We start from the raw sequence: 20356 nt of genomic DNA, 5'->3' as shown, positions 1-20356 counted from the left end.
CATGCAGGGGCGAGGGGTCAGCCCCAGCCCAGCTCGTGGAGGCGGGCGTCGTCGAGGCCGAAGTAGTGGCCGATCTCGTGCAGGAGCGTGACGCGGATCTGTTCGATCACCTGTTCGCGGCTGTGGCTCAGCCGCTGGATGGGGCCGGAAAATAGGAAGATCTGGTCGGGCAGGGCTCCCCAGCCGTAGCCCTCGCCACGATCCGGTAGCGCGACGCCGACGTACAACCCGAGCAGCTCGCCCTCGCCGTGCGCGACGCAGGCCTGGGCGAGCTGCTCGCGTGACGGCTCGTCCTCGACCTGGAAGACGACGTTGTCGAGACGGTCGAGGAAGCGCTGCGGTACGCCGTCGAGTGCCTCGCCGACGGCGTCCTCGAACTGCTCCCGACTGAGGTGCGTCACATCTTCTGCGCGGTCTCGGCGACGGTCTTCGCGTACTCGGCAGCCTTGTCCGCCGCAGAGGCACTCACCGTCAGCATCGAGTACGACCCGCTGCCGTTCGGGATGACCATGGAGACACCGTGCACGGTGACACCCTTCGTCGTCAGCGTGTACTCCATCTGCTCTCCGGCGCCGGCCGGCGTCGTGATGCGGCTGTATTCACCGGTGGTGACCTTCATGTCGCTGGAACTGTTCGACCCGTTCGCACCGCTTGCAGCGTTGAGCTGGTTGAGTTCCTTCTCCAGCTGGGCCTTGCCCGCCAGGCTCGGACGCGTCACCTTGAGGACGTTGATGTTGTCGTTGAACCTCTGCGCCCCCGTGGCGTCGATCGCGAGGACGTCTGCGGCCGACGTCATCTGCGCGACGTACTTCTCGGGCGACATGCCGGACTTCTTCGCCACCGGCTCGAGCTGCTTCTTCACCACGTCCTGCTTGCCGAGCTCACCGTCGACGACGGTCCACGACTTCGGCACCGAGAAGGACAACTTGTTCGCCGTCGCCTTCGCCAGCTGCGTGTCGGCGGGCAGCGCCACGCTCGACGCGGCGACGGAGCTCGATGCGCTCGACGGCGAACTCGACTCGGACGCAGGGCTCGTCGACACATCGGTCGACGGCGCCGCACTCGACGAACCACTCGCATTCGAGGCCGCACTCGCGGCGGCGCTCGTCGCGCTGCTCGCGGCGGACGTACCGGAGTCGGAGCCCATCGAGCACCCCGTGAGCGTCAGGGCCGCGACGGCGCTCGACGCGAGCATCGCGCGCTTGATCGTCATCCGCCTCGTGGTGCGCTGGCGAGACATGGCAAACCCTCCCGATCGACGTGTGGTGGCTCGAGCCTAGCGCGGCAGCACCACCGGACGTCCGGTATTCGGGTCAGGATGCACGACGCACGGGATGCCGTACAGCTGCTCGGCGAGCTGCGCCGTCAGCACGTCGGTCGGCTCGCCCGCCGCGACGATCTCACCGTCCTGCATCGCGACGAGATGGTCGGCGTAGCGCGCCGCGAGGAACAGGTCGTGCAGCACCATGACGACGGTCGTTCCGTGCTCGCGGTTGCGGCGGCGGACGACGTCGAGCAGTTCGACGGCGTGGCCGATGTCGAGGAAGCTCGTCGGCTCGTCGAGCAGGAGGATGCCGGTCTGCTGCGCGAGCACCATCGCGAGCCACACCCGCTGACGCTGGCCGCCGGAAAGAGAATCGGCGGTGCGTTCTGCCAGTTCGCTGACGCCCGTCGCCTCCATCGCCGCGGCGACGGCAGCGTCGTCGTCGGGCCCGCCGCGCCCGAGCAGGCCCTGGTGCGGGGTGCGTCCCTGACGCACGAGCTCGGCCACCGTCATCCCCTCCGGCGCAATGGGGTGTTGCGGCAGCAGCGCGAGGGCCTTGGCGACCTCGCGCGTCGGCGTCGCGTCGATGCTGCGCCCGTCGAGAAGCACATCGCCGGCCGCGGGCTTGAGCAGCCGCGCCAGGCCCGCGAACAGCGTCGACTTGCCGCAGCCGTTCGCGCCGATCAGCACGGTGACCGCGTTCTCGGGCACCTCGAAGGTGATGCCTCGCACGATGTCGGGGCCTGCGGAACGCCCGGATCCGTAGCGCAGGACGAGGTCATGGGCGGCGAGGGACGTCACGAGGCACGGCCTTTCGAACGGCGGGGCGGGCGCTGCGAGGTCAGCAGCAGCCAGGCGAGGACAGGCGCACCGGCGAGGCCGGTGATGATCCCGACGGGCAGCTTGTTGTCACCGGGAACGAGGTAGGCACCGACGTAGTCACCCGCGATCGTGATGATCGCGCCGACGAGAGCGGCCGCGACGATGGCGGTGCGGCCCATGAGGCGCCGCGAGATCGGGCCGGCGAGCAGCGCGACGAACGAGATCGGCCCGCAGACACTCGTCGTCACGGCCACACCGATGACGACGACGCCGAACGTCACGGCGCGCACGAACCCGTCGGGCACGCCGAGGCCGATGGCGAGCGGGCGCCCCATCTCGAGCACGCGCAGCCAGTGCGCGAGGGCCGCGAGGACGACGAGCACGAGCGCGCCGACGACGGCGAGCCGGGTGATCTGCGGCCACGACACGGCCGAGACGGACCCGGCGAGCCAGGCCATCGCGTCCTGCGCCTGGTAGGCGTTCGACTCGAGCAGGATCCACTGGATGAGCGACTGCAGCGCCGCGGCCAGGGCGATCCCGACGAGGATCATCCGCGGGGTCTGCCCGCGTGCCATCCCGAGGATCACCGCGGAGATGGCGAGGCCACCCGCGATGGCGGCGCCCGTCACGCCCGCGCCGCTCCAGCCGAGGATCGTCGTGCAGAACACGGCCGCGGTGCTCGAGCCGAGCGAGATGCCGAGGACGTCGGGGCTGGCGAGGGGATTGCGCACGAGCGACTGCATCGCCGCACCGCACGCCCCGAACACGGCGCCCGCGAGCAGGCACGCGAGCGCGCGCGGCAGCTTCGACTCCATGACGATGTAGTTGGCGGCCGGCACGTCGACATGCTCGCCGCGAAGGATGCGGACGAAATCGGGAATCGTCACGGTGAAGTCACCGAGCAGGCACCGGGCCAGAAAGACGCCGAACGTCACGAGCACCAGCGCAACCAGCATGACGCCCCGACGTCGGCGGCGCGCGGCGTCGAACGTGTTGGGCGTCGTGGCGTGTGCTGCCGTCGCGCGCTTCACAGCGACCTCATTCGCGCGACGACCCACAGCAGGGCAGGGCAGCCGAGGACGGCCGTCATGATGCCGACCTGCACCTCACCGGGCGGGGAGACGATGCGGCCGAGGGTGTCGGCCAGCACGACGATGCACGCGCCGAGCACGCCGGCGGCCGGCACCAGGACGCGGTAGGACGTGCCGATGAGGGGGCGCAGGACGTGCGGCGCGACGAGCCCGACGAAGGCGATGGGCCCGGCGATACCCGTCGCGGCCGCGGCGAGCATGACGCCCGCTCCGCCGATGACGAGCCGCAGCCGGTCAGGACGCTCGCCGAGGCCAGCGGCGACGGAATCGCCCATGGCGAGGACGTCGAGGCGCCGTCCGGAGGACAGCAGGACGAGAAATCCGATGAGCAGGAACGGCACAGCCGGCACGAGATCGCCGAGGTCGCGGCCGGCGACGGACCCGACCTGCCAGAAGCGGTAGGTATCGAGCGACTTGCCGTTGGAGACGAGCACGGCCTGCGCGATCGACGACGTGCCCGCCGTGAACACCATGCCGGACAGCGCCAGCGTCAGCGGCCCCGACTGCGACGCCTGCCCGAGAGCGCGCGCACCGAACGTCGCGAGAGTCATGACGGCGACCGCCGCGACGGCGGCGCCGACGAGCGACAGCAATACGTACCCGAGTAGGTTCGAGACGCCCCACCACGTGATGCCGATGACAACGGCGAGCGCCGAGCCCGCGTTGATGCCGAGGATGCCGGGGTCGGCCAGCGGGTTGCGGGTGATGCCCTGCATCGCCGTCCCCGCCATCGCGACGGCAGCGCCGACGATGATGCCGATGGCGGTGCGGTCGCCGCGCGAGGCGAGCAGCGCCGAGACGTCACCGCCGTGGAACGAGCCCGCCCCGACGGTGAGCGAGACGGCGACGGCGAACGCGAGCAGCAGCGGCAGCGTCAGCCCGCCTGCGAGCACGCGGCGGGCGTCGATGCGCGGCGTGCGACGCTGATCGGTGCCGGCGCGGGGCGCGGCGGGAGTCGACATCGTCACCCTTTCCAGTGGAACGACGATTCGCCCGGCGCGTCACACCGTCTCGCGGTGGCAGCCGGGCGAATCCTCGAACGAGCCTACGCTCAGGCCTTCTTCGCGGCCTCGGCGAGCTTCGGCAGGAAGGTGTCGATCGCGACGGGGATCGACAGCGGCGTCGGGCTGGCCATCGTCTCGGACGCCTTCTGGTCGGTCAGCGCGAGGTAGCTGCCCTTCTTGAACGCGGGGATCTGCGACAGCAGCTTGTCGGAGGTGATCTTCTTCGTCGTCGCCGCGTCCACCGCGTCGAAGACGACGATGTCGGCGTCGAGCTCGGAGGCCTTCTCGGCCGACAGTTCCGTGGAGAACGTCTTCGCGCCCTGGCTCGCCTTGGTGACGAACGACGGCGTCTTGAGACCGAAGTCGGCGAGGCCACGCGGGCGGTTGTCGTTGAGTGTGTAGACGGTGATCGAGTTGAGCTTGGCCGCGTCGAAGTAGACCCAGGCGACGCTCTTGCCCTTGAGTTCGGGGTGCTTGTCGAGGGCGGCCTTGACCTTGGCCTGCGTGTCGGAGATGACCTTCTCGCCCTCGTCCTTCTTGCCGAGCGCCTCGGCGATCATCTTCGTCGACTCCTGCCACGACGTGCCGTACGGGTACGTCGGGTAGGCGAGGGTGGGAGCGATCTTCGTCAGCTTGTCGTACTCAGCCTGCTTGAGGCCCGAGTTCGTGCCCGAGATGAAGTCGGGCTGGTACTGGGCGACCTTGTCGACGGGCGTGCCGTCGGCATCGCTGTAACGCTCGGGTGCTTTGCCGCCGACCTCCTTGAGCTTCGCGTCGAACCAGTCGCTCGACTTCGCGGCGTTGCCGCCCCATGTGATCGCCGGCGCGGCGACGGGCACGACGCCGAGCGCGAGCAGGATGTCGGCGTCCGACCAGCCGGCCGTGACGACCTTCGTCGGGGCCTTCTCGAGTTTCGCCGTGCCGAGGGCGTGCTTGATCGTGACGGGGAAACCCGCGCCGCTACCCGCCGAGCCGGCTGATCCCGACGTGGCGCTCGAGGCCTTGTCGGACGACGAGCCGGTGCTGCAGGCGGCGAGGGCGCTGGTGGCACCGGCGGCGGCGATGGCGAAGAAGCCACGGCGGTTGATCATGCGGACGACCTTTCGTTCAGGCGCACGACGGCACCCGTGTCATGACGTGATGGTTCTCGCGAGGCCCTGCCGGACCGCGAGTTAGGCAATGCTAACCTTATAGAAGTCGAGATCGTCAACCGCGCGGACTGAGGCTCACGTCGCGTCTCAGATAGGTGCGGGGACGGCATCACCACCGGCCACGGCAGTCACCGCCGGGCCACCGAAGGAAGGCGGGACGCGTGAGCGACCAGCCCCACGACGCGATGACGCCACCACGCACCCTGCTACGGGTCGAGCGCGGCGAGGCGGGCCGTGTGCTGCGCGAACTGCGCGCCCAGGATTTCGTCTTCACCGTGCTCGAGCGCGAACAACCATCTTCACGACTCGTGCGGATTCGATTCTCGGGCAACGGTTTTCTGCGTACACACGCGCCGTATCCGACGATGTGGGTGCGGCTGTGGTTCGCCGATCGCTCCGGCACGGGTGCGGGGCATCAGCGGGCGTACACGCTCGTCGACCCCGACGTCCCGACGGACACGTTCTGGCTCGAGTTCGCCATCCACGACGGTTCCGCGACGGCGTGGGCGCTCGGCGCGCAACCGGGCGATCAGGTCGAAGCAAGCCTCTACGGTTCGGAACCGTCGCTGCCGGGCTGCGACGACGTCGACCATCACCTGCTCGTCGGCGACCCCGCGTCACTGCCCGCGATCAACTCGCTGCTCGACGCCTTGTCGCCGGCGCCGACGACCCTCGTCCTCGAATGGACGCACCCTGACGACCGCGCACTGCCGGTGCGACTGCGCGACGGCGACGCGCTGCGCTGGGTGCGCCGCGAACGTGACGGCGGCGCGCTGCTCGACGCCGTCGACGAGGTGCTCGCCGACCTGAGCCAGTTGGGCGACCCGGCGCTCGGGCGCACGTGTCGAGGTGATCGACCGAATCTTCTTGCCGTACCGGCCGATTGCCCGCGCGTTTTCGCGTGGGGTGCGTGCGACACCGTCACGACACGAGCTCTGACGAAGAAGCTGCGCGCCGCGGGTCTCGCGAAGAACTGCGTCAAGACGCTCGGCTACTGGCTTCCCCCCACGCAGACCGCTGCCCTGACGGGCTGACGCTCGACGCGAACGATCGGCGCAGCCGCCCGCCGTGCTGAGCGTTCCTCACTCGTTCGGGATGTTGCGTTCCAGCTCGGCCAGCCAGGCGCGCGACGACGCGTCGGACGGCATGCGCCAGTCACCACGCGGCGACAGTGCGCCGCCGGCGCTCACCTTCGGCCCGTTCGGCAGTGCCGAGCGCTTGAACTGCTGGCTGAAGAAGCGCTTGTGGAACACCTCGAGCCACTTCTTGATCTCGGCGAGGGAGTAGGCGGGGCGCTCGTCGTCGGGGAAACCGCTCGGCCAGCGCCCTTCGTCAGCGTTCTGCCAGGCGTGCATCGCGAGGAACGCGATCTTGCTCGGGCGCGCACCGTGCGTCAGCACGTGGTACAGCGTGAAGTCCTGCAGGTTGTAGGGGCCGATGGCGTCCTGCGTCGACTGCGGCTTCTCGCCCTCCTTCGTCGGCACGAGCTCGGGCGAGATCTCGGTGTCGAGGATCGACAGCAGCGTCTCGCCTACCTCGGCGGAGAACTCGTCACCCGAGGCGACCCAACGGATGAGGTGCTGCATCAACGTCTTCGGCACGCCCGCGTTGACGCCGTAGTGCGACATCTGGTCGCCGACGCCGTACGTGCACCAGCCGAGCGCGAGTTCGGACAGATCGCCGGTGCCGAGGACGATGCCACCCCTCTGATTCGCGATGCGGAACAGGAAGTCGGTGCGCAGGCCGGCCTGGACGTTCTCGAACGTCACGTCGTAGACGGGCTCGCCGCTGCCGGCGGGGTGGCCCATGTCCTTGAGCATCTGCGTCGCCATCGGCCGGATGTCGACCTCCTCGAACGTCACGCCGAGCGCTTCGGCGAGCTTGTACGCGTTCGACTTCGTGTGATCGCTCGTCGCGAAGCCGGGCATCGTGTACGCGAGGATGTCGGTGCGCGGGCGCCCGACACGGTCCATCGCCCGGGCGGCGACGATGAGGGCGTGCGTCGAGTCGAGGCCACCGGAGACGCCGATGACGATCTTCGGCGCGCCGATCGAGCGCATGCGCTGCTCGAGGCCCGAGACCTGAATCTCATACGCCTCGTAGCAGTCCTGCGCGAGCTGCGCGTCGTCGGCGGGGACGAACGGGAAGCGCTCGATCTCGCGGAGCAGGCCGCGGTCACCGTCCGGGGCGCCGAGTTCGAACGGCACCTCACGCAGCGGACGCGCCGGGCCGATGCCCGGACGGTTGTCGTCGTAGCTGTTGAAGCGCATGCGGGCCTGGCGGATGGCGCCCAGGTCGACGTCGGCGATGCTCGTGCGCGGGCCGCTCGGGAATCGCTCGGATTCGGCGAGCAGCGTGCCCTGGTCGTAGATCATCGTCTGCCCGTCCCAGGCAAGGTCGGTCGTCGACTCACCCTCGCCGCTCGCGGCGTAGACGTACGCGGCGAGGGTGCGGAACGACTGGCTCTGCACGACGAGGCTGCGCTGCGACGACTTGCCGATCGTGATCGGCGAGCCCGACAGGTTCATGAGGACGCTCGCGCCGGCCGACGCGGCCTCGGACGACGGCGGGATCGGCACCCACACGTCCTCGCAGATCTCGACCTGGATCGCGAGGTCGGGCAGGTCGACGGCGCGGAAGATGAGGTCGGGTCCGAACGGCACCTCGCCCAGGTCGCCGAGGTCAATGTACTGCCCGCGCTGGTCGAGACCCGGTGCATACCAGCGCTTCTCGTAGAACTCCTTGTAGGTGGGCAGGTGGCTCTTCGGCACGACGCCGAGCACCTCGCCGTCCTTGATGACGACGGCACAGTTGAACAGCCGCGTGCCCTTGCGCAGCGGCGCGCCGACGGCGAGCACCGGCGTCAGACCTTCGGAGTCGTCGGTGATCGTCTTGATGGCCGCGAGCACGTCGTCGAGCAGCACGTCCTGGAAGACCAGGTCGTCGATGCTGTAGCCGGTGAGGTCGAGTTCGGGGAACACCGCCGCTGCGACGCCCCGGTCGTGCAGCTCGCGGGCGACGTCGAGCACGCGCGCCGCGTTCGTCGTCGGATCGGCGAGCGCGACGGGATGCGTCACCGCAGCAACGCGCGCAAAACCGTGAGCATAGAGCGAGCGGAAGTTCATGCCGTCAGTGTGTCAGCCGGGGGTGACAACCGCGAGCGTCAGGCAGGCCGGACTCGTGGTGATCTCGGAAGCACGCAGCGACGGCGCCGTCGTCGTCGCCTGGTCAGGGGAGGCCGGGTGCGTGGCGCACCTCGCGAGCAGATGCGCCCGCTTCACTCCGTCGGCTGGCCCTCGCTGTGGCGCGTCGACCACAGACCCGCGGCGAGGCTTGCGCCCCACACCAGGAACAGCGGATCCCAGATCCAGGCATGCCCGATCATCGCGGCACGGTCGAAGCCTCCGTCAGGGCGAACAGCGCCGAGCAACACGGCGTTGGCGAGCACCGTGTTCGCGCCACCCCACGCCACGAGCACGACGCTCCCTACCCAGCAGACGGGGCGCGTCAGACGACGCAGCGGCCAGCCCCGCCTCGCCAGCCAGAGCGGAGCGACCGCACTCACGCCCTTGACCAACGCCACCGGGTACAAGACCCACATGATGTCGGCGAACTGAGCCACGAAGCTGTCACCCATCGTCCACAACAACCCCCGCTCACCCAGCGCCCAGTAGAGCGTCACCGCGGCATGGATGACGCCGGCGAGTGCGGCGAGGACGAACCAGCACGACGCTGACGAGCGGCGACCTGACGGTTGGACGGTCACGCTCTCACCTGCCCGTCGAAGGGATGATCATGCCCGCTGAGTCAGCTGACGGTAGGTGCCGACGCTGCTGCCGGAACATGCAGATGGGCGTCGAAATAGTCGTGGATACGCTGCTAGGCGCGCTCGGCGTCGTCGCGGCTGCCGCCGAAGCCGGCCACGTGCCACAGCGGCGCGAGCGTCGGAATACAAATCGGGCACGATGACGACGTACCCCCACGACGCCATGCGTTCCGCGTGCGCACGCATGTCGTCGTTCACGCCGAAGATCTCCATCACCATGACGACGCCGGGCCACGGCCCGTCCCCGCCAGGGCGCGCAAGGTAGGCCGAGAGGCGCTCAGAGCCACCCTGCTGCCTCGAAGCCTGAGCCAGATCAACGGTGCGCATCAGGACGTCAGCCATGCCGTGACCGTACTCCAGAGGCCCCCACGCCCCGCTACGCCGCGACGTGAACATCGAACGAACACCCGTGCGACGAGCGGGCACAGCGCGTCGAAGGCGCCGTGCCAGAGCCGGAGCGGGCGACGTCAGCCGCGAGGTGTTCCCGTCACCGCCCTACATCTGTAGTGTGACGTGAGACACGTTCACAGCCGTTGGAGGCCTCATGTCCGCCCTCACCACGCGGATCCCCCGCCGCCTGGTCGAGCACGCCACACCCAGCGTGCGCTGGAGCCTGCAGCACGCCATCCCGCGCAGGGCGCTGGTGCGCGTCGCGTCGCAGGGCGACCCACAGGGGGTGCTGAGCACCGAGACGACGGGCCTGCTGCCGGAGGAGCTCGCGCCGATCCTCGCGCGCATCCGCGGCGGCGGCGCCATCGTGACCGGCAAGCTCTCGACGCTGACGGGCGAGCACGACGCCGTCAAGGAGGTGCTGACGAGCAACGACTTCCGCACCGGCCTCCCCGGCGACACCTCGCGCGCGGTCCGCGGCGCGCTGACGTGGGCGGCGAGCACGACGATCGGGCCGCTCGAGCCGCCGTCCCTGCTGGCCACGGACGGCCCCACGCACACGCGCAACCGCAAGCTCGTCACCCGCGTGTTCACCGCGCGCGCCGTCGAGGCCCTGCGCGAACGCACCGAGCAGGTCGCCACCGAGCTGCTCGACGACCTCGAGGCCGACGCGCGCGCCGGGCATGACGTCGACCTCGTCGCGCGCTACTGCGAGCAGCTGCCCGTCACCGTCATCGCCGAGATCCTCGGGGTCCCCGAGAGCGAGTACGAGACGGTGCTGCGTCTCGGCGGGCACGCCGGTTCGAGCCTCGACCTGGGGCTCGACTGGGCGACGTTCCGCCGCACCGAGAGCGCGCTCGACGAGTTCGACGCGTGGCTTGAGACCCACCTCGCCGCCAAGCGAGCGCAGCCGGGTGACGGCCTGTTCAGCGCGCTCATCCAGGCGCAGGACGACGGCGTCGGCCTCAGCGACCAGGAGCTCAAGTCGGTGGCCGGGCTCGTCCTCGCCGCCGGTTTCGAGACAACCGTCAACCTGCTCGGCAACGCCATCCGGCTCATCGTCGACCACCCCGAGCAGCTCGCGGCGCTGCGCAGCGGCAAGGCGTCCTGGCTCAACGCCGTCGAGGAGACGCTGCGTTTCGACCCGCCCGTGCTGCTGACGGCGCGCACGGCGACGTGCGACACGCGCGTCGCAGACGTCGACGTCGCCGCCGGGACGCTCGTCGTCACCGTCCTGGCGGCAGCCAATCGCGACCCGAAGATCTTCGACGACCCCGACGCGTTCGACGTGCACCGCGAGAACGCGCGCGAGCACCTGGCGTTCTCGTCCGGGCGCCACTTCTGCCTCGGCGCGGCCCTGTCACGGATGGAGAGCGAGGTCGCGCTGCGCGTGTTCTTCGACCGCTTCGACGTCGAACTGCTGCCGGGCTCCACCCGTCGGCCCACGCGCATCCTGCGGGGATACGCGACGCTGCCGGCGCGGTTGGCGGCGCGCGCCTGATCGGAAGGTGCGACGAGAAGCACGCGAGGCCGACCGCGGCGCGATCGTCGCAGGTGCCGCGCACGACCCAGGCGCCCCGACGGACAGCGCGGCCCCCGTCATCACCGCCCTAGAATCGAGCGACCCCGACGTCAGCCGAAAGCAGCCTCAGTGACCATTCCCGACGCACCGCCCGGATCGACGAAGAGCCGCCGCATGATGGAGCGGCTGCTGGCCGCGCGTCAGCAGCTCATCAGCTTCGTCGTCGTCGGCGGGCTCGCCTTCGTCGCGGACGCGGGCGGGTTCAACGTGCTTCGCTATGCCGGCCCTGATGGGCACGGCATCATGTACGACCAGGCCGTCACGGCGAAGCTCGTCTCGACGGCGCTCGGCGTCCTCGTCGCGTGGCTCGGCAACCGCTACTGGACGCTCAAGGACACGCGGCGCGAGCAGGTGCACCACGAGGTGCTCATCTTCCTCGCCGTCAGCGCCGTCGGCGGACTCATCGCCATGGGCTGCCTCGGATTCAGCCACTACGTCCTCGGCCTGACGAGCAAGCTCGCGGACAACATCTCTGCCAACGGCGTCGGGCTCGTGCTCGCGACACTGTTCCGGTTCTGGGGCTACAAGACGCTCGTGTTCGTCGCGGGCAAGCCTGCTGAGGACGTCGAGGTCGAAGCTATTGACGCACCGCCGGCCGCATGAGTGACGCGCACGGCGGGTGGACGACGACGGGCTCCCGCGAGGTCTACTCGAACCCGTGGATCGCCGTGCGCGAGGACGCCGTTCTACGGCCCGACGGCGGCGAGGGCATCTACGGCGTCGTGACGATGCAGCATCCGTCGGTGTTCGTCGTCGCGATGGATGACGACGGGGCCGTGCTCATGGTCTCGCTGTATCGCTACGCGACGCGCGGCATGTCGCTGGAGGTCCCGGCAGGCGGGTGCGACGGCGACGACCTGCTCGACGCAGCACGCCGCGAGCTGCTCGAGGAGACCGGTTTCGTGGCATCCGAGTGGCACGAGATCGGGCGGATGAACGCGCTCAACGGCGTGTGCGATGCACCCGAGTTCGTCTATCTCGCAACGGGTCTGACGATCGGCGGCCGCGCGGACGTCGAGCCGCCCGGCAACGTCGGTGCCCTGGGTGACGGCACCGTGGCCGACGCAGCCGACATCGCGAGCGCCACCGTCGACGTGGAAGCCGAGCAAGCTGCCGAGGGCATCGACGCCGTCCGCTTCGTACCATGGGACGAGGCGATGAGCCTCGTCCGTGACAGCACCATCAGCGACGGCGAGACCGTCGCGGCCCTCATGTACGCGGCACTCGCGACGGGGCGCATCTGAAACCCGGAGATCGTGTCCTGCGCGCCCTCGGAACGCAGCAGCACACTCCAACCAGGCCCACCCGTTCGCATCCGAACGACACCTTGCGTCAATCGCGCCCCAACTCGTCAGTAACGCTCTACCGTCGAGACGGACGCTCGCGCTCGGGCGTCCGACCTGCGCTTCACCAGACCCGAGGAAGACATGCCGACCGACGTCGAAATCGCCGCTGCCACACCGATGCTGCCGATCGAGGAGATCGCCGCGAAGATCGGCATCCCCGCGAACGAGATCTTCCGGTACGGCCCGCACAAGGCGAAGGTCTCGCTGCCATACGTGCAGGGCATGCAGCGTCGCGAGGGCAGCAAACTCATTCTCGTCACCGCGACGAGCCCGACGCCCGCCGGTGAGGGCAAGACGACGACCACCGTCGGCCTCGTCGACGGCCTCGCCCACATCGGTGAGACGGCCGCCGCTGCGCTGCGCGAGCCGTCGATGGGCCCCGTGTTCGGCATGAAGGGCGGCGCCGCCGGGGGCGGCAAGAGCCAGCTCAACCCGATGACGGACATCAACCTGCACTTCACCGGCGACTTCGCCTCCATCGCCGAGGCGCACAACCTGCTCGCGGCGCTGATCGACAACCACCTGCAGCAGGGCAACGAACTGGGCATCGACCCGCGCCGCATCACGTTCAAGCGCGTGCTCGACATGAACGACCGCGCACTGCGCGACATCGTCATCGGCCTCGGCGGCCCGACGAACGGCGTGCCGCGCGAGTCGGGCTTCGACATCGTCGTCGCCTCCGAGGTCATGGCGATCTTCTGCCTCGCCACGTCGATCGACGACCTCAAGGAGCGCCTCGGCCGCATCGTCGTCGGCCACACCTACGACACGGAGCCCGTGACGGCCGCCGACCTCGGCGCCCACGGCGCGATGACGGCACTGCTCGCCGACGCGCTCGCGCCCAACCTCGTGCAGACGCTCGAGGGCAACCCGGCATTCGTCCACGGCGGCCCGTTCGCGAACATCGCGCACGGCTGCAACTCGGTGACGGCGACGAACACTGCTCTCGCCCATGCCGATTGGGTCGTGACGGAGGCCGGTTTCGGCGCCGACCTCGGCGCCGAGAAGTTCATCGACCTCAAGTGCCGCTTCACCGGCCTGCGCCCCGACGCCGCCGTCCTCGTCGCGACGATCCGCTCGATGAAGTACCACGGCGGCGTCACCGTCACCGACCTGACGAGCGAGAACGTCGACGCGATGCGCTCCGGCATGAGCAACATCGAACGGCACCTGCACAACCTGCGCGAGGTGTGGGGCCTGCCCGTCGTCGTCGGCCTCAACCGCTTCCCCAGCGACACCGACGCCGAGATCGCCGCGTTCGTCGAAGGCATCGAGAAGCTCGGCGCGCGCGTCGAGGTGTGCACCCACTTCTCCGATGGCGGCGCCGGCGCGGCGGGCCTCGCGCGCGCCATCGTCGAGGCGACCGAGGGCGGCACGCCCGATCTCCATTTCACCTACGACGACGGTCTGACGCTCGTCGAGAAGGTCGAGAAGATCGCGACGACGATCTACGGTGCCGGCTCGATCGCCATTCCGCCGGCGGTGGCGAAGCAGATCGCGCAGTTCGAGGCCGAGGGCTACGGCCACCTGCCCGTCTGCATCGCCAAGACGCAGAAGTCGTTCACGACCGACGACGCGATGCGCGGCGCCCCGTCCGGCCACGTGCTCGAGGTGCGCGAAGTTCGCCTCGCCGCCGGCGCCGGTTTCGTCGTGTTCGTCTGCGGATCCCTCATGACGATGCCCGGCCTGCCCAAGAAGCCCGCCGCGCTGGCCATCGACGTCGACTCCGAAGGCCACATCACCGGCCTGTTCTGAACCACCTGATCTGACCAGGCGATTCCAGGTCTGTGCCCGGCCGGCCCGCGGCCGGCCCCGCCGTTCCACGTCGCGTCGCGGCGCCGCCCGCCCTCTTGCGTGCACGTGCACCCGGGTGCACTTGCACGCAGGTGCATGTGGGCGCATGGGGTAGGCGACGCGTCGTCAGGGAACGAGTTTGCGCAGGATCCGCGCGAGGTCGACGCGATCAGCCGCGTCGAGACGGTCGATGAACACCTCACGCACTCTCGCCACATGAGGGGGCGCGGCCTTCTCGATTGCTGCGCGCCCCTCACGCGTGATGACGACGCGCGCGCCACGCGCGTCCTCGGCCACGTCATGGCGCTCGACGAGACCACGCTTGGCCATGCGCGTCACCTGGTGAGAGACGCGGCTTCGTTCCCACTGCAACCCGGCGGCGAGTTCGGAGAGGCGACGTTGCCCGTCGGGTGCGTCGGTGAGATGAACGAGTACCTCGAAGTCAGGCTCGGAGAGACCACTGGCCTTGAGGTCGCGCGCGATGACCACGTGCTGACGAGCATGAACACCCAGCCAGGCGCGCCACAACGCTTCCTCGTCGGAGCGCAGCCATCGACCGTCGTGATTCATACCACTCACCCTAGCGCCTGGTTGACACGTCACCTACCGAGCATGCCAAGCTTTAGGTGACACATCACCAACCTTGTGAGGACCGATGCGCACCACCGGCAACCTGTTCACCCTGCCCGCCCCGATCCGTGACGCCGGGCTCCTGCTGGCCCGCGCCCTGCTCGGAGCCGTCCTCATCGCCCACGGATGGCAGAAGCTGCACACGAACGGCATCGACGCCACCACCGCGATGTTCGAGAAGATGAGCGTCCCGGCGCCGCACGCCTCCGCATGGTTCGCGGCCCTCACCGAACTCATCGGCGGCGGCATGCTCGTGCTCGGCGTGCTGACGCCGCTCGCCGGCCTCCTCGTCGCCGTCGACCTCGCCGGTGCCTGGTGGTTCGTGCACCGCAGCCACGGCGTCTTCGTCGACGAGAGCGGTTGGGAACTCGTCGCCGCCCTCGGCCTCGCCGCCTTCGTCTTCGCGATCGTCGGCCCCGGCCGCTGGAGCGTCGACGGCCTGCTCAACCGCCTGCGCAGCCGCGGAGCCACCAGCGACGAGAGCCGCACTCCCAACGCCCTCACGCACGAGGACACCGCCGCGCGCGGCGCTCACGTCGCCGGCGCAGCCACCGACGCAACGGCTGACGACGCGCGCGCGACGGCGCCGGCCTGAGTCTGCTCCGAGCCGGCGGCCCCACCCGCCGTACCGAAGAGACGAGGCCCCCGACCTGCACGAGCAGGATCGGGGCCTGGCGCATCAGAGCCCGGCGCTGACGACGATGGGACTACTCACGTAGCGACTCGGTGGCCGATCGTCGAGGAAGGCCCGACCCCAGCGGGGACGAGGGCGCTCACAGGTCGGCCAGACATCACGCCGCTCAAGGCAGGACGCGGCTCAGGGCAGAACGCGCGGGCTGTATTTCGCCGCGCGAGCTTCGGCCAGCTGCGCCTGCTTGGCGCCGGCCTTCGCGAACGCCGCCTTGCGCGCCTTCGCCGTGTTCTGCGCCATGAGCAGGACGAACTGTTCGGCGCGCTCGCGCCGGAACGTCGTGCGTGCGGACGTGTTCCATGACCGGTTGAACAGACGCTTGGCGGCGGCCAGCTGGTCGGGAGACTTCTGCGTCAGCTCGTGCGCCAGATCCATCGCCGCGGCGAGCGGGTCGTCAGCCACCTCCGACGCGAGGCCCAGCTCGACCGCGCGTTCACCGGAGAGCATCTCGGCGGTCATCGTCAGCTTCTTCGCGACGTCGATGCCGACGAGTTCCTTGAGCGACTGCACGCCCGACATGTCGGGAATCAGCCCCCACTTGCCCTCGAGCACCGACCACTGCGCATCACTTGTCGTGTAGCGGTAGTCGCCGGCGAGCGCGATCTGCAACCCGCCGCCGTAGCAGTGACCGTGCACCGCGACGATGACGGGCACCGGCACGCGCCGCCACGCCCAGCACGCCTCCTGGAACGTGTTCGTGCCACGCCACGGACGCGGCAGGAAGACGGGCACGATCTTCACCGGCTTCGCCATGACCTCACCGAAGTCGAGGCCCGCGCAGAACGACCGCCCCTCGCCCGAGATGACGACAGCGCGCACCCCCTTGTTGCGGCGCACGTGATGCGCAGCGGCGACGAGCTCGCCGAGCATCGGCAGCGTCAGGCCGTTCAACTTCTCCGGACGGTTCAGCTTCACGTGCGCGATGCCGCCCGTGATCGTCGTCTCCACATTCGCCATCCCGCCAGCCTAGTGACGCGACCCGCCCTCGTGGGGCGATTCGTCGACGCCGGCACGCGACGTGGCGTGCGGGCACGGATCCGGCGCAGCCATTCCGAGCACCGGGCCCAGACGTCACGACACCTCGGCGCGACGGCCGTCGACCTCGTGCCCCTCGACCCCGAGGCTCTCAAGGACGTGCGCCTCGTGCTGGGCACGGGAGAAGAGTTCGAACGCGATGACCATGATTCACGGCACGATCGTGCAGATCGCAAGGACGACAGGGTCGACGTGCATGACCGAGACGTTCTCGAACGCCTGCGCCATGACGTGCAGACCACCACCGACGGCCGCGAGCGCCGGCCAGATGAGGACGTGGCTGTACCCGAAGCCGGACGAACGCCCACGGTGACGGTGCAGCACCGCGCCGAAGTTGGGGATGCAGTACGCCCACCAGAACCCGAACGCGATCGCGGCGGCCGCTGATGGCGACGAGCACGGCGCCCGTCCAGTCGATGCCCTGGCCCTCGATGTCCTTGATGCCCTGCAGCGTCAGGACGGTACCCGTGACGATCTCACCGATCGTGATGATCGTCAGCTGGCCGTGCCGTTCGACGATGTGATGCGCGTGCCATGGCGCCCCGGTGCCGCGTTCGGCGACGGCGGGCTCGGCGAGTTCGATGGGCGTCACGAGCGTGGTGATCGTGAAGATGACGACACCGATCATCTGCACCATCGTCAGCAGCCGGTGCAGCCAGTCGTCGGTGTCGTAGGCACTCGCGAACCACGAGTAGTCGATCCACGCCCAGATGATGCCGAAGCTCGTGAAACACGACGATCCGACGCCCGCCGCGACGTGCCCGTGCGCGAGCGAGTGCGCGAGCTGCGACGCGCCCGTGGCGACGGCGACGGCGAACGTCAGGTCGAAGAGCAGCTCGAGCGTGCTCCGACGCGTCCGCCCTCGTGCGGTCGCGCCCGCTCATGGGGCGCAGACGCGAACGCAGACTGTCGGGACCGACACGAGTGGGCGCGGCTTCACTCATGCGCACCATGTGACGGCAGTGCGACGCCGCCCCGCGCCTTGCCCACTTCGGCTCCTGGCGCGTCCGCGGCTCAGGCGGCGATCGCGACGAGCGAGCCGTCCACCACCTCGTACATGCGGGCCCCGACGAGCGACGGCGCGTAGGCGTGAACGCTCAGCGCCGGGGCATCGCCGACGGGGGCCGTGCGGTGCACGAGATCACCGGCGAACGTGCGGCTCTCCCCCGCCTCGACGATCGCGCTGACGGTGGTGCCGCGCACCCAGCGCTTCTCGCGCAAAGCTCCCTTGACGACGACGAACGCGCCCGTCGCGCGCCCGTGGTCGTGCCATTCGCTCGTCGACCCGGCCGGCCAGCTGATCGCCCACATCTGCAGGTGCGGCGTGCTCGCGAGCTCGACGCGGCGTCGCTCACCGCCGTCGGGCAGGTCGTCGAGGTGCGCGGCGAGCGACTCGTCCGAGGCGAACAGGCGCGCGACGCGCATGAGTTGCTCGTCGGTGAAGCTCGTGATGCCGGGGGCATCGGCTGCGGTGTCGGGTTGCGGGTGGCGGTTCATGCTGAGGCTCCGAGAGCTGGGGGTTGGCGTGAAGGGCGCCTGATGGGGCGCGATGGTGGCCTGATGAAGAGCGGGTAGGGCACGCCGACGGTGCGTCGTGGCCCTCCCCGACCTGACGACTGGTCCCCCCACCGTCTCACGTCGAACGTCGACGGTGGGGGCAGCGCGCCGACGAAGTCGTGTCGACTGCGCGTGTTCGCGGCGAGCGAACGCGAGCAGCACGAGCCAGCGCGTCGCGTCGGGGTCGTCGATCAGTCGAGTTCGAACGCGACGTCCGTCAGCGAGCGGCGGCGACGCGGCTTGTTCTCGCGCTCGATGTTGGCGGTGAGGTCGTATTCCTCGACGCGGCCGGCGAGCGTCGTGACGGCGGCGTGCTCACCGTCGCGTTCGGCGTCGGGCCAGGCGCGGCCGACGGCGATGCCCGCCATCGGCGCCCATGCCTCACCGAACGCGGCTCGCGTAGCGATGGCGTCGTGGTCGAACCCGGCGAACTGGTGGACGGCGAGGCCCATCGCGTGCGCCTGCAGCGTCAGGTACGCCGTCGCCTGGCCCGTGTCGTGTGCGGCGGTGGCACCGAAGACGAACTCCTTCGACGTCTCCGGCTGCTTCGCAACCTGCACGAACGAGACGGCGAGCATCGACGCAGCCGGCGCCCAGCGTCGATTGCCGCGCGCGAGCGTCTCGACGATGGCGGTGAACGTCGGATCCCACTCGTCGCCCTGACGGCGACCGACGAGGTAACGGTACGGCTGCGAGTTGCCGGCGCTCGGCGCCCAGCGGGCCGCGTCGAACAGCGTCGCGAGGTCGGTGTCGGAGAGGTCGTACGTCGGATCGAACACGGCCGGGCTGCTGCGGCGGGCGACGACATCGAGCACGGCGTCGGCCGGGGCCTCGCTCGTCGAGGAGAGAGCATCGTGAAGATTCATGCCACCACCCAAGCACGTCGCGCTGACAAGCACGGAATCCCGGCGCTGTGGGGAGGCTGAGAGTGCTGCGGAACGGAAGCGCCCGCCACCGCGGATGCGATGACGGGCGTCTCCCTCTTCCCCAAGAGTCCTGCCGCCGATGCGTGCCGGTTCAGGCGTGCAGGGAGCGGGCGCGGCGCCGGCGGGAAGAACACCGGGCGCCGCCGAACGTCGACGCGGGAGGTGTCGCGCGGCGTTCAGGTCGATGGGACGAGGGGGTCCGAGAGCCCTGCGCGGGGCGTGATGTGGGGATCACGCTGCGGCACACGGCGTCAGGGGTGAGCCTTCAGAGGGAGGCTTCGACGCCGTTGGAGAACATCGAGTCGTGCAGGCGCACCTTCGTCAACTTCGTGCCCTTCGGCGCGTCGAAGACGAGGATGCCCTTGAGCGTGTTGCCGGGGTTGATCTCGGTGTAGAGGGTGTCGTTGCCCTCGATGTAGATGGCGCCGTCCGAGGTCGCCTCGTAGCCGACCCCGTTCGCGTCGTAGGCCTTCTGGTCGTCAGCCGACAGCGACTGCGTCTCGGTGCCGGTGTTCTTCACCGTCACGTGCACGAGCGTGTACGCGCCCTGCGCCTTCTTGTTGAGATATTCGCCGCCGATGCTCGGCACGTCGCGCTCGATCTTCGTCACGGTGAAGGTGAACTTGCCGTCCGTCACCGACTGCCCGACGGCCGGCAGAGCGTCCTTCTTCTCCTCCTTCTTCGACTCGTCATTCGCGGTGTTCTTCGCGTCGCTCTTCGACGTGCCGGACGAGGACGCGCTCGACGCGGACGAGTCGTCCTTGTTGCCGCCGCCTGCCGCGCTGGCGATGCCACCGACGACGCAGAGGGCGAGCAGCCCCGTCAGGATCTTGTGACGGACGAAGAAGTTCTTCTTCTTCGGCGGCTCCTGCGGTTGCCACTGCTGCTGCGGGTAGCCCTGCTGGCCGTTCTGCGGGTAGCCGTTATGGGGGTAGCCCTGCGCGCCCTGCGGGTAGCCTTGCGCGCCGTTGTTGCCGTTCTGGCCGGTCGAACCGTCGAAGGGGGTAGCGCCGTTGCTGTTGTTCATCGTGCACTCCGGGGAAGAGTCGACGCAGATCGCGTCGGGTGAATGGAAGTGCCGCATCCGCCGATTGCTCGGCTGCGACCCCCGAAGATTCGCTGCCCGGCAGCACCTGCCACATCACCCGATCAGTCAGACGTCACCTGCCCGATCGGGCAGAGCCGCCGAGAATGGTGTCGAGCGATCGAGCCCGCCCCCCTCACTCGCCCCGGCGAAGCCAACTGAG

At 69.5% G+C, this 20356-nt stretch carries 21 protein-coding genes and 1 pseudogene; 6 read left to right on the top strand and 16 right to left on the bottom strand.

Translation table 11 applies throughout. The annotated features are described in order from the left end of the window. Nucleotides 1-17 precede the first annotated feature (17 nt). From ABH936_RS03640 to ABH936_RS03615, 6 genes are all read right to left on the bottom strand, one after another. Nucleotides 18-401, bottom strand: a complete 384-nt coding sequence (locus tag ABH936_RS03640) for a metallopeptidase family protein (protein ID WP_006946306.1) — start codon at nucleotides 399-401, stop codon at nucleotides 18-20. Further along, entirely contained in the window at nucleotides 398-1240 is an 843-nt protein-coding gene (locus ABH936_RS03635; protein WP_171969853.1) for a hypothetical protein, read from the bottom strand. Before ABH936_RS03635 ends, ABH936_RS03640 begins: the two co-directional genes overlap by 4 nt. A gap of 36 nt (nucleotides 1241-1276) precedes the next feature. Then, on the bottom strand, nucleotides 1277-2065 hold the full coding sequence (locus ABH936_RS03630; RefSeq protein ID WP_006946336.1) for an ABC transporter ATP-binding protein: 789 nt from the start codon (nucleotides 2063-2065) through the stop codon (nucleotides 1277-1279). Then, nucleotides 2062-3117: a FecCD family ABC transporter permease gene (locus tag ABH936_RS03625; protein WP_404602636.1), complete on the bottom strand. Its 1056-nt coding sequence runs from the start codon at nucleotides 3115-3117 to the stop codon at nucleotides 2062-2064. Before ABH936_RS03625 ends, ABH936_RS03630 begins: the two co-directional genes overlap by 4 nt. Further along, a complete protein-coding gene (locus tag ABH936_RS03620) occupies nucleotides 3114-4139 on the bottom strand; it encodes an iron ABC transporter permease (protein WP_038571883.1) in 1026 nt (341 codons plus the stop codon). The genes ABH936_RS03625 and ABH936_RS03620 overlap by 4 nt, the downstream gene beginning before the upstream one ends. An 89-nt stretch (nucleotides 4140-4228) precedes the next feature. Further along, nucleotides 4229-5272, bottom strand: coding sequence for an iron-siderophore ABC transporter substrate-binding protein (locus tag ABH936_RS03615; protein WP_038569724.1), 1044 nt, complete (start codon nucleotides 5270-5272; stop codon nucleotides 4229-4231). A 221-nt stretch (nucleotides 5273-5493) separates the two neighbouring features. Between ABH936_RS03615 and ABH936_RS03610 the strand changes: the two genes are divergently transcribed. Next, nucleotides 5494-6366: a siderophore-interacting protein gene (locus tag ABH936_RS03610; RefSeq protein ID WP_200874221.1), complete on the top strand. Its 873-nt coding sequence runs from the start codon at nucleotides 5494-5496 to the stop codon at nucleotides 6364-6366. A gap of 48 nt (nucleotides 6367-6414) precedes the next feature. Here the strand turns inward: ABH936_RS03610 and ABH936_RS03605 are convergent, their stop codons facing one another. From ABH936_RS03605 to ABH936_RS03595, 3 genes are all read right to left on the bottom strand, one after another. After that, nucleotides 6415-8457, bottom strand: a complete 2043-nt coding sequence (locus tag ABH936_RS03605; RefSeq protein ID WP_038569728.1) for an NAD(+) synthase — start codon at nucleotides 8455-8457, stop codon at nucleotides 6415-6417. A 152-nt stretch (nucleotides 8458-8609) separates the two neighbouring features. Next, nucleotides 8610-9098, bottom strand: a complete 489-nt coding sequence (locus tag ABH936_RS03600; RefSeq protein WP_038569730.1) for a DUF3995 domain-containing protein — start codon at nucleotides 9096-9098, stop codon at nucleotides 8610-8612. 27 nt (nucleotides 9099-9125) lie between these two features. After that, the gene (locus ABH936_RS03595; RefSeq protein ID WP_404602642.1) at nucleotides 9126-9371 is read right to left on the bottom strand and encodes a dienelactone hydrolase family protein; all 246 of its coding nucleotides are present in this window, start codon (nucleotides 9369-9371) and stop codon (nucleotides 9126-9128) included. Between the two features lie 331 nt (nucleotides 9372-9702). Here ABH936_RS03595 and ABH936_RS03590 point away from each other — a divergent pair, with 331 nt between their 5' ends. From ABH936_RS03590 to ABH936_RS03575, 4 genes are all read left to right on the top strand, one after another. Continuing rightward, a complete protein-coding gene (locus ABH936_RS03590) occupies nucleotides 9703-11049 on the top strand; it encodes a cytochrome P450 (protein WP_038569732.1) in 1347 nt (448 codons plus the stop codon). A 150-nt stretch (nucleotides 11050-11199) separates the two neighbouring features. Next, nucleotides 11200-11733, top strand: a complete 534-nt coding sequence (locus ABH936_RS03585) for a GtrA family protein (RefSeq protein WP_235181956.1) — start codon at nucleotides 11200-11202, stop codon at nucleotides 11731-11733. Beyond that, a complete protein-coding gene (locus ABH936_RS03580; RefSeq protein ID WP_038569735.1) occupies nucleotides 11730-12374 on the top strand; it encodes an NUDIX domain-containing protein in 645 nt (214 codons plus the stop codon). Before ABH936_RS03585 ends, ABH936_RS03580 begins: the two co-directional genes overlap by 4 nt. 183 nt (nucleotides 12375-12557) lie before the next feature. Then, a complete protein-coding gene (locus ABH936_RS03575) occupies nucleotides 12558-14231 on the top strand; it encodes a formate--tetrahydrofolate ligase (protein WP_038569736.1) in 1674 nt (557 codons plus the stop codon). Between the two features lie 165 nt (nucleotides 14232-14396). On the opposite strand, the gene ABH936_RS03570 is transcribed toward ABH936_RS03575, so the two are convergent. Then, on the bottom strand, nucleotides 14397-14840 hold the full coding sequence (locus ABH936_RS03570; protein ID WP_038569738.1) for a MarR family winged helix-turn-helix transcriptional regulator: 444 nt from the start codon (nucleotides 14838-14840) through the stop codon (nucleotides 14397-14399). Nucleotides 14841-14925: 85 nt separating this feature from the next. Between ABH936_RS03570 and ABH936_RS03565 the strand changes: the two genes are divergently transcribed. Next, nucleotides 14926-15495 (top strand): DoxX family protein, encoded by a 570-nt coding sequence (locus ABH936_RS03565; protein ID WP_150112812.1) that lies wholly within the window; start codon nucleotides 14926-14928, stop codon nucleotides 15493-15495. Nucleotides 15496-15717: 222 nt separating this feature from the next. Here ABH936_RS03565 and ABH936_RS03560 read toward each other — a convergent pair whose 3' ends face one another. The 6 genes and pseudogenes from ABH936_RS03560 to ABH936_RS03535 form a co-directional block, all read right to left on the bottom strand. After that, nucleotides 15718-16548: a crotonase/enoyl-CoA hydratase family protein gene (locus ABH936_RS03560; protein ID WP_038569740.1), complete on the bottom strand. Its 831-nt coding sequence runs from the start codon at nucleotides 16546-16548 to the stop codon at nucleotides 15718-15720. Nucleotides 16549-16776: 228 nt separating this feature from the next. Next, nucleotides 16777-16950, bottom strand: a complete 174-nt coding sequence (locus ABH936_RS03555) for a hypothetical protein (protein ID WP_167539809.1) — start codon at nucleotides 16948-16950, stop codon at nucleotides 16777-16779. 76 nt (nucleotides 16951-17026) lie between these two features. Continuing rightward, nucleotides 17027-17461: pseudogene (locus tag ABH936_RS03550) on the bottom strand (low temperature requirement protein A); the annotation flags it as partial. Nucleotides 17462-17640: 179 nt separating this feature from the next. Beyond that, nucleotides 17641-18123 carry a cysteine dioxygenase family protein gene (locus tag ABH936_RS03545; protein WP_038569745.1) on the bottom strand — a complete coding sequence of 161 codons (483 nt, stop codon included), beginning with the start codon at nucleotides 18121-18123 and terminating at the stop codon, nucleotides 17641-17643. A 251-nt stretch (nucleotides 18124-18374) separates the two neighbouring features. After that, the gene (locus tag ABH936_RS03540) at nucleotides 18375-19049 is read right to left on the bottom strand and encodes a nitroreductase family protein (RefSeq protein WP_051806252.1); all 675 of its coding nucleotides are present in this window, start codon (nucleotides 19047-19049) and stop codon (nucleotides 18375-18377) included. A gap of 325 nt (nucleotides 19050-19374) precedes the next feature. Continuing rightward, nucleotides 19375-20136 (bottom strand): DUF4352 domain-containing protein, encoded by a 762-nt coding sequence (locus tag ABH936_RS03535; RefSeq protein WP_051806254.1) that lies wholly within the window; start codon nucleotides 20134-20136, stop codon nucleotides 19375-19377. Nucleotides 20137-20356: the final 220 nt, after the last annotated feature.

The organism is Dermacoccus sp. GAS27A, assembly GCF_044909235.1.
Classification (GTDB): domain Bacteria; phylum Actinomycetota; class Actinomycetes; order Actinomycetales; family Dermatophilaceae; genus Dermacoccus; species Dermacoccus nishinomiyaensis.
The sequence above is the reverse complement of the archived record's forward strand: the minus strand, read 5'-3'. Positions and strand labels throughout refer to the sequence as shown.

Excerpts from the sequence above, each read along its gene's own strand:
- ABH936_RS03635 (WP_171969853.1), bottom strand. The coding sequence starts at position 1,240 with ATGTCTCGCCAGCGCACCACGAGGCGGATGACGATCAAGCGCGCGATG.
- ABH936_RS03620 (WP_038571883.1), bottom strand. The coding sequence starts at position 4,139 with ATGTCGACTCCCGCCGCGCCCCGCGCCGGCACCGATCAGCGTCGCACG.
- ABH936_RS03615 (WP_038569724.1), bottom strand. The coding sequence starts at position 5,272 with ATGATCAACCGCCGTGGCTTCTTCGCCATCGCCGCCGCCGGTGCCACC.
- ABH936_RS03605 (WP_038569728.1), bottom strand. The coding sequence starts at position 8,457 with ATGAACTTCCGCTCGCTCTATGCTCACGGTTTTGCGCGCGTTGCTGCG.
- ABH936_RS03595 (WP_404602642.1), bottom strand. The coding sequence starts at position 9,371 with ATGGAGATCTTCGGCGTGAACGACGACATGCGTGCGCACGCGGAACGC.
- ABH936_RS03590 (WP_038569732.1), top strand. The coding sequence starts at position 9,703 with ATGTCCGCCCTCACCACGCGGATCCCCCGCCGCCTGGTCGAGCACGCC.
- ABH936_RS03580 (WP_038569735.1), top strand. The coding sequence starts at position 11,730 with ATGAGTGACGCGCACGGCGGGTGGACGACGACGGGCTCCCGCGAGGTC.
- ABH936_RS03575 (WP_038569736.1), top strand. The coding sequence starts at position 12,558 with ATGCCGACCGACGTCGAAATCGCCGCTGCCACACCGATGCTGCCGATC.
- ABH936_RS03570 (WP_038569738.1), bottom strand. The coding sequence starts at position 14,840 with ATGAATCACGACGGTCGATGGCTGCGCTCCGACGAGGAAGCGTTGTGG.
- ABH936_RS03565 (WP_150112812.1), top strand. The coding sequence starts at position 14,926 with ATGCGCACCACCGGCAACCTGTTCACCCTGCCCGCCCCGATCCGTGAC.
- ABH936_RS03560 (WP_038569740.1), bottom strand. The coding sequence starts at position 16,548 with ATGGCGAATGTGGAGACGACGATCACGGGCGGCATCGCGCACGTGAAG.
- ABH936_RS03545 (WP_038569745.1), bottom strand. The coding sequence starts at position 18,123 with ATGAACCGCCACCCGCAACCCGACACCGCAGCCGATGCCCCCGGCATC.
- ABH936_RS03540 (WP_051806252.1), bottom strand. The coding sequence starts at position 19,049 with ATGAATCTTCACGATGCTCTCTCCTCGACGAGCGAGGCCCCGGCCGAC.
- ABH936_RS03535 (WP_051806254.1), bottom strand. The coding sequence starts at position 20,136 with ATGAACAACAGCAACGGCGCTACCCCCTTCGACGGTTCGACCGGCCAG.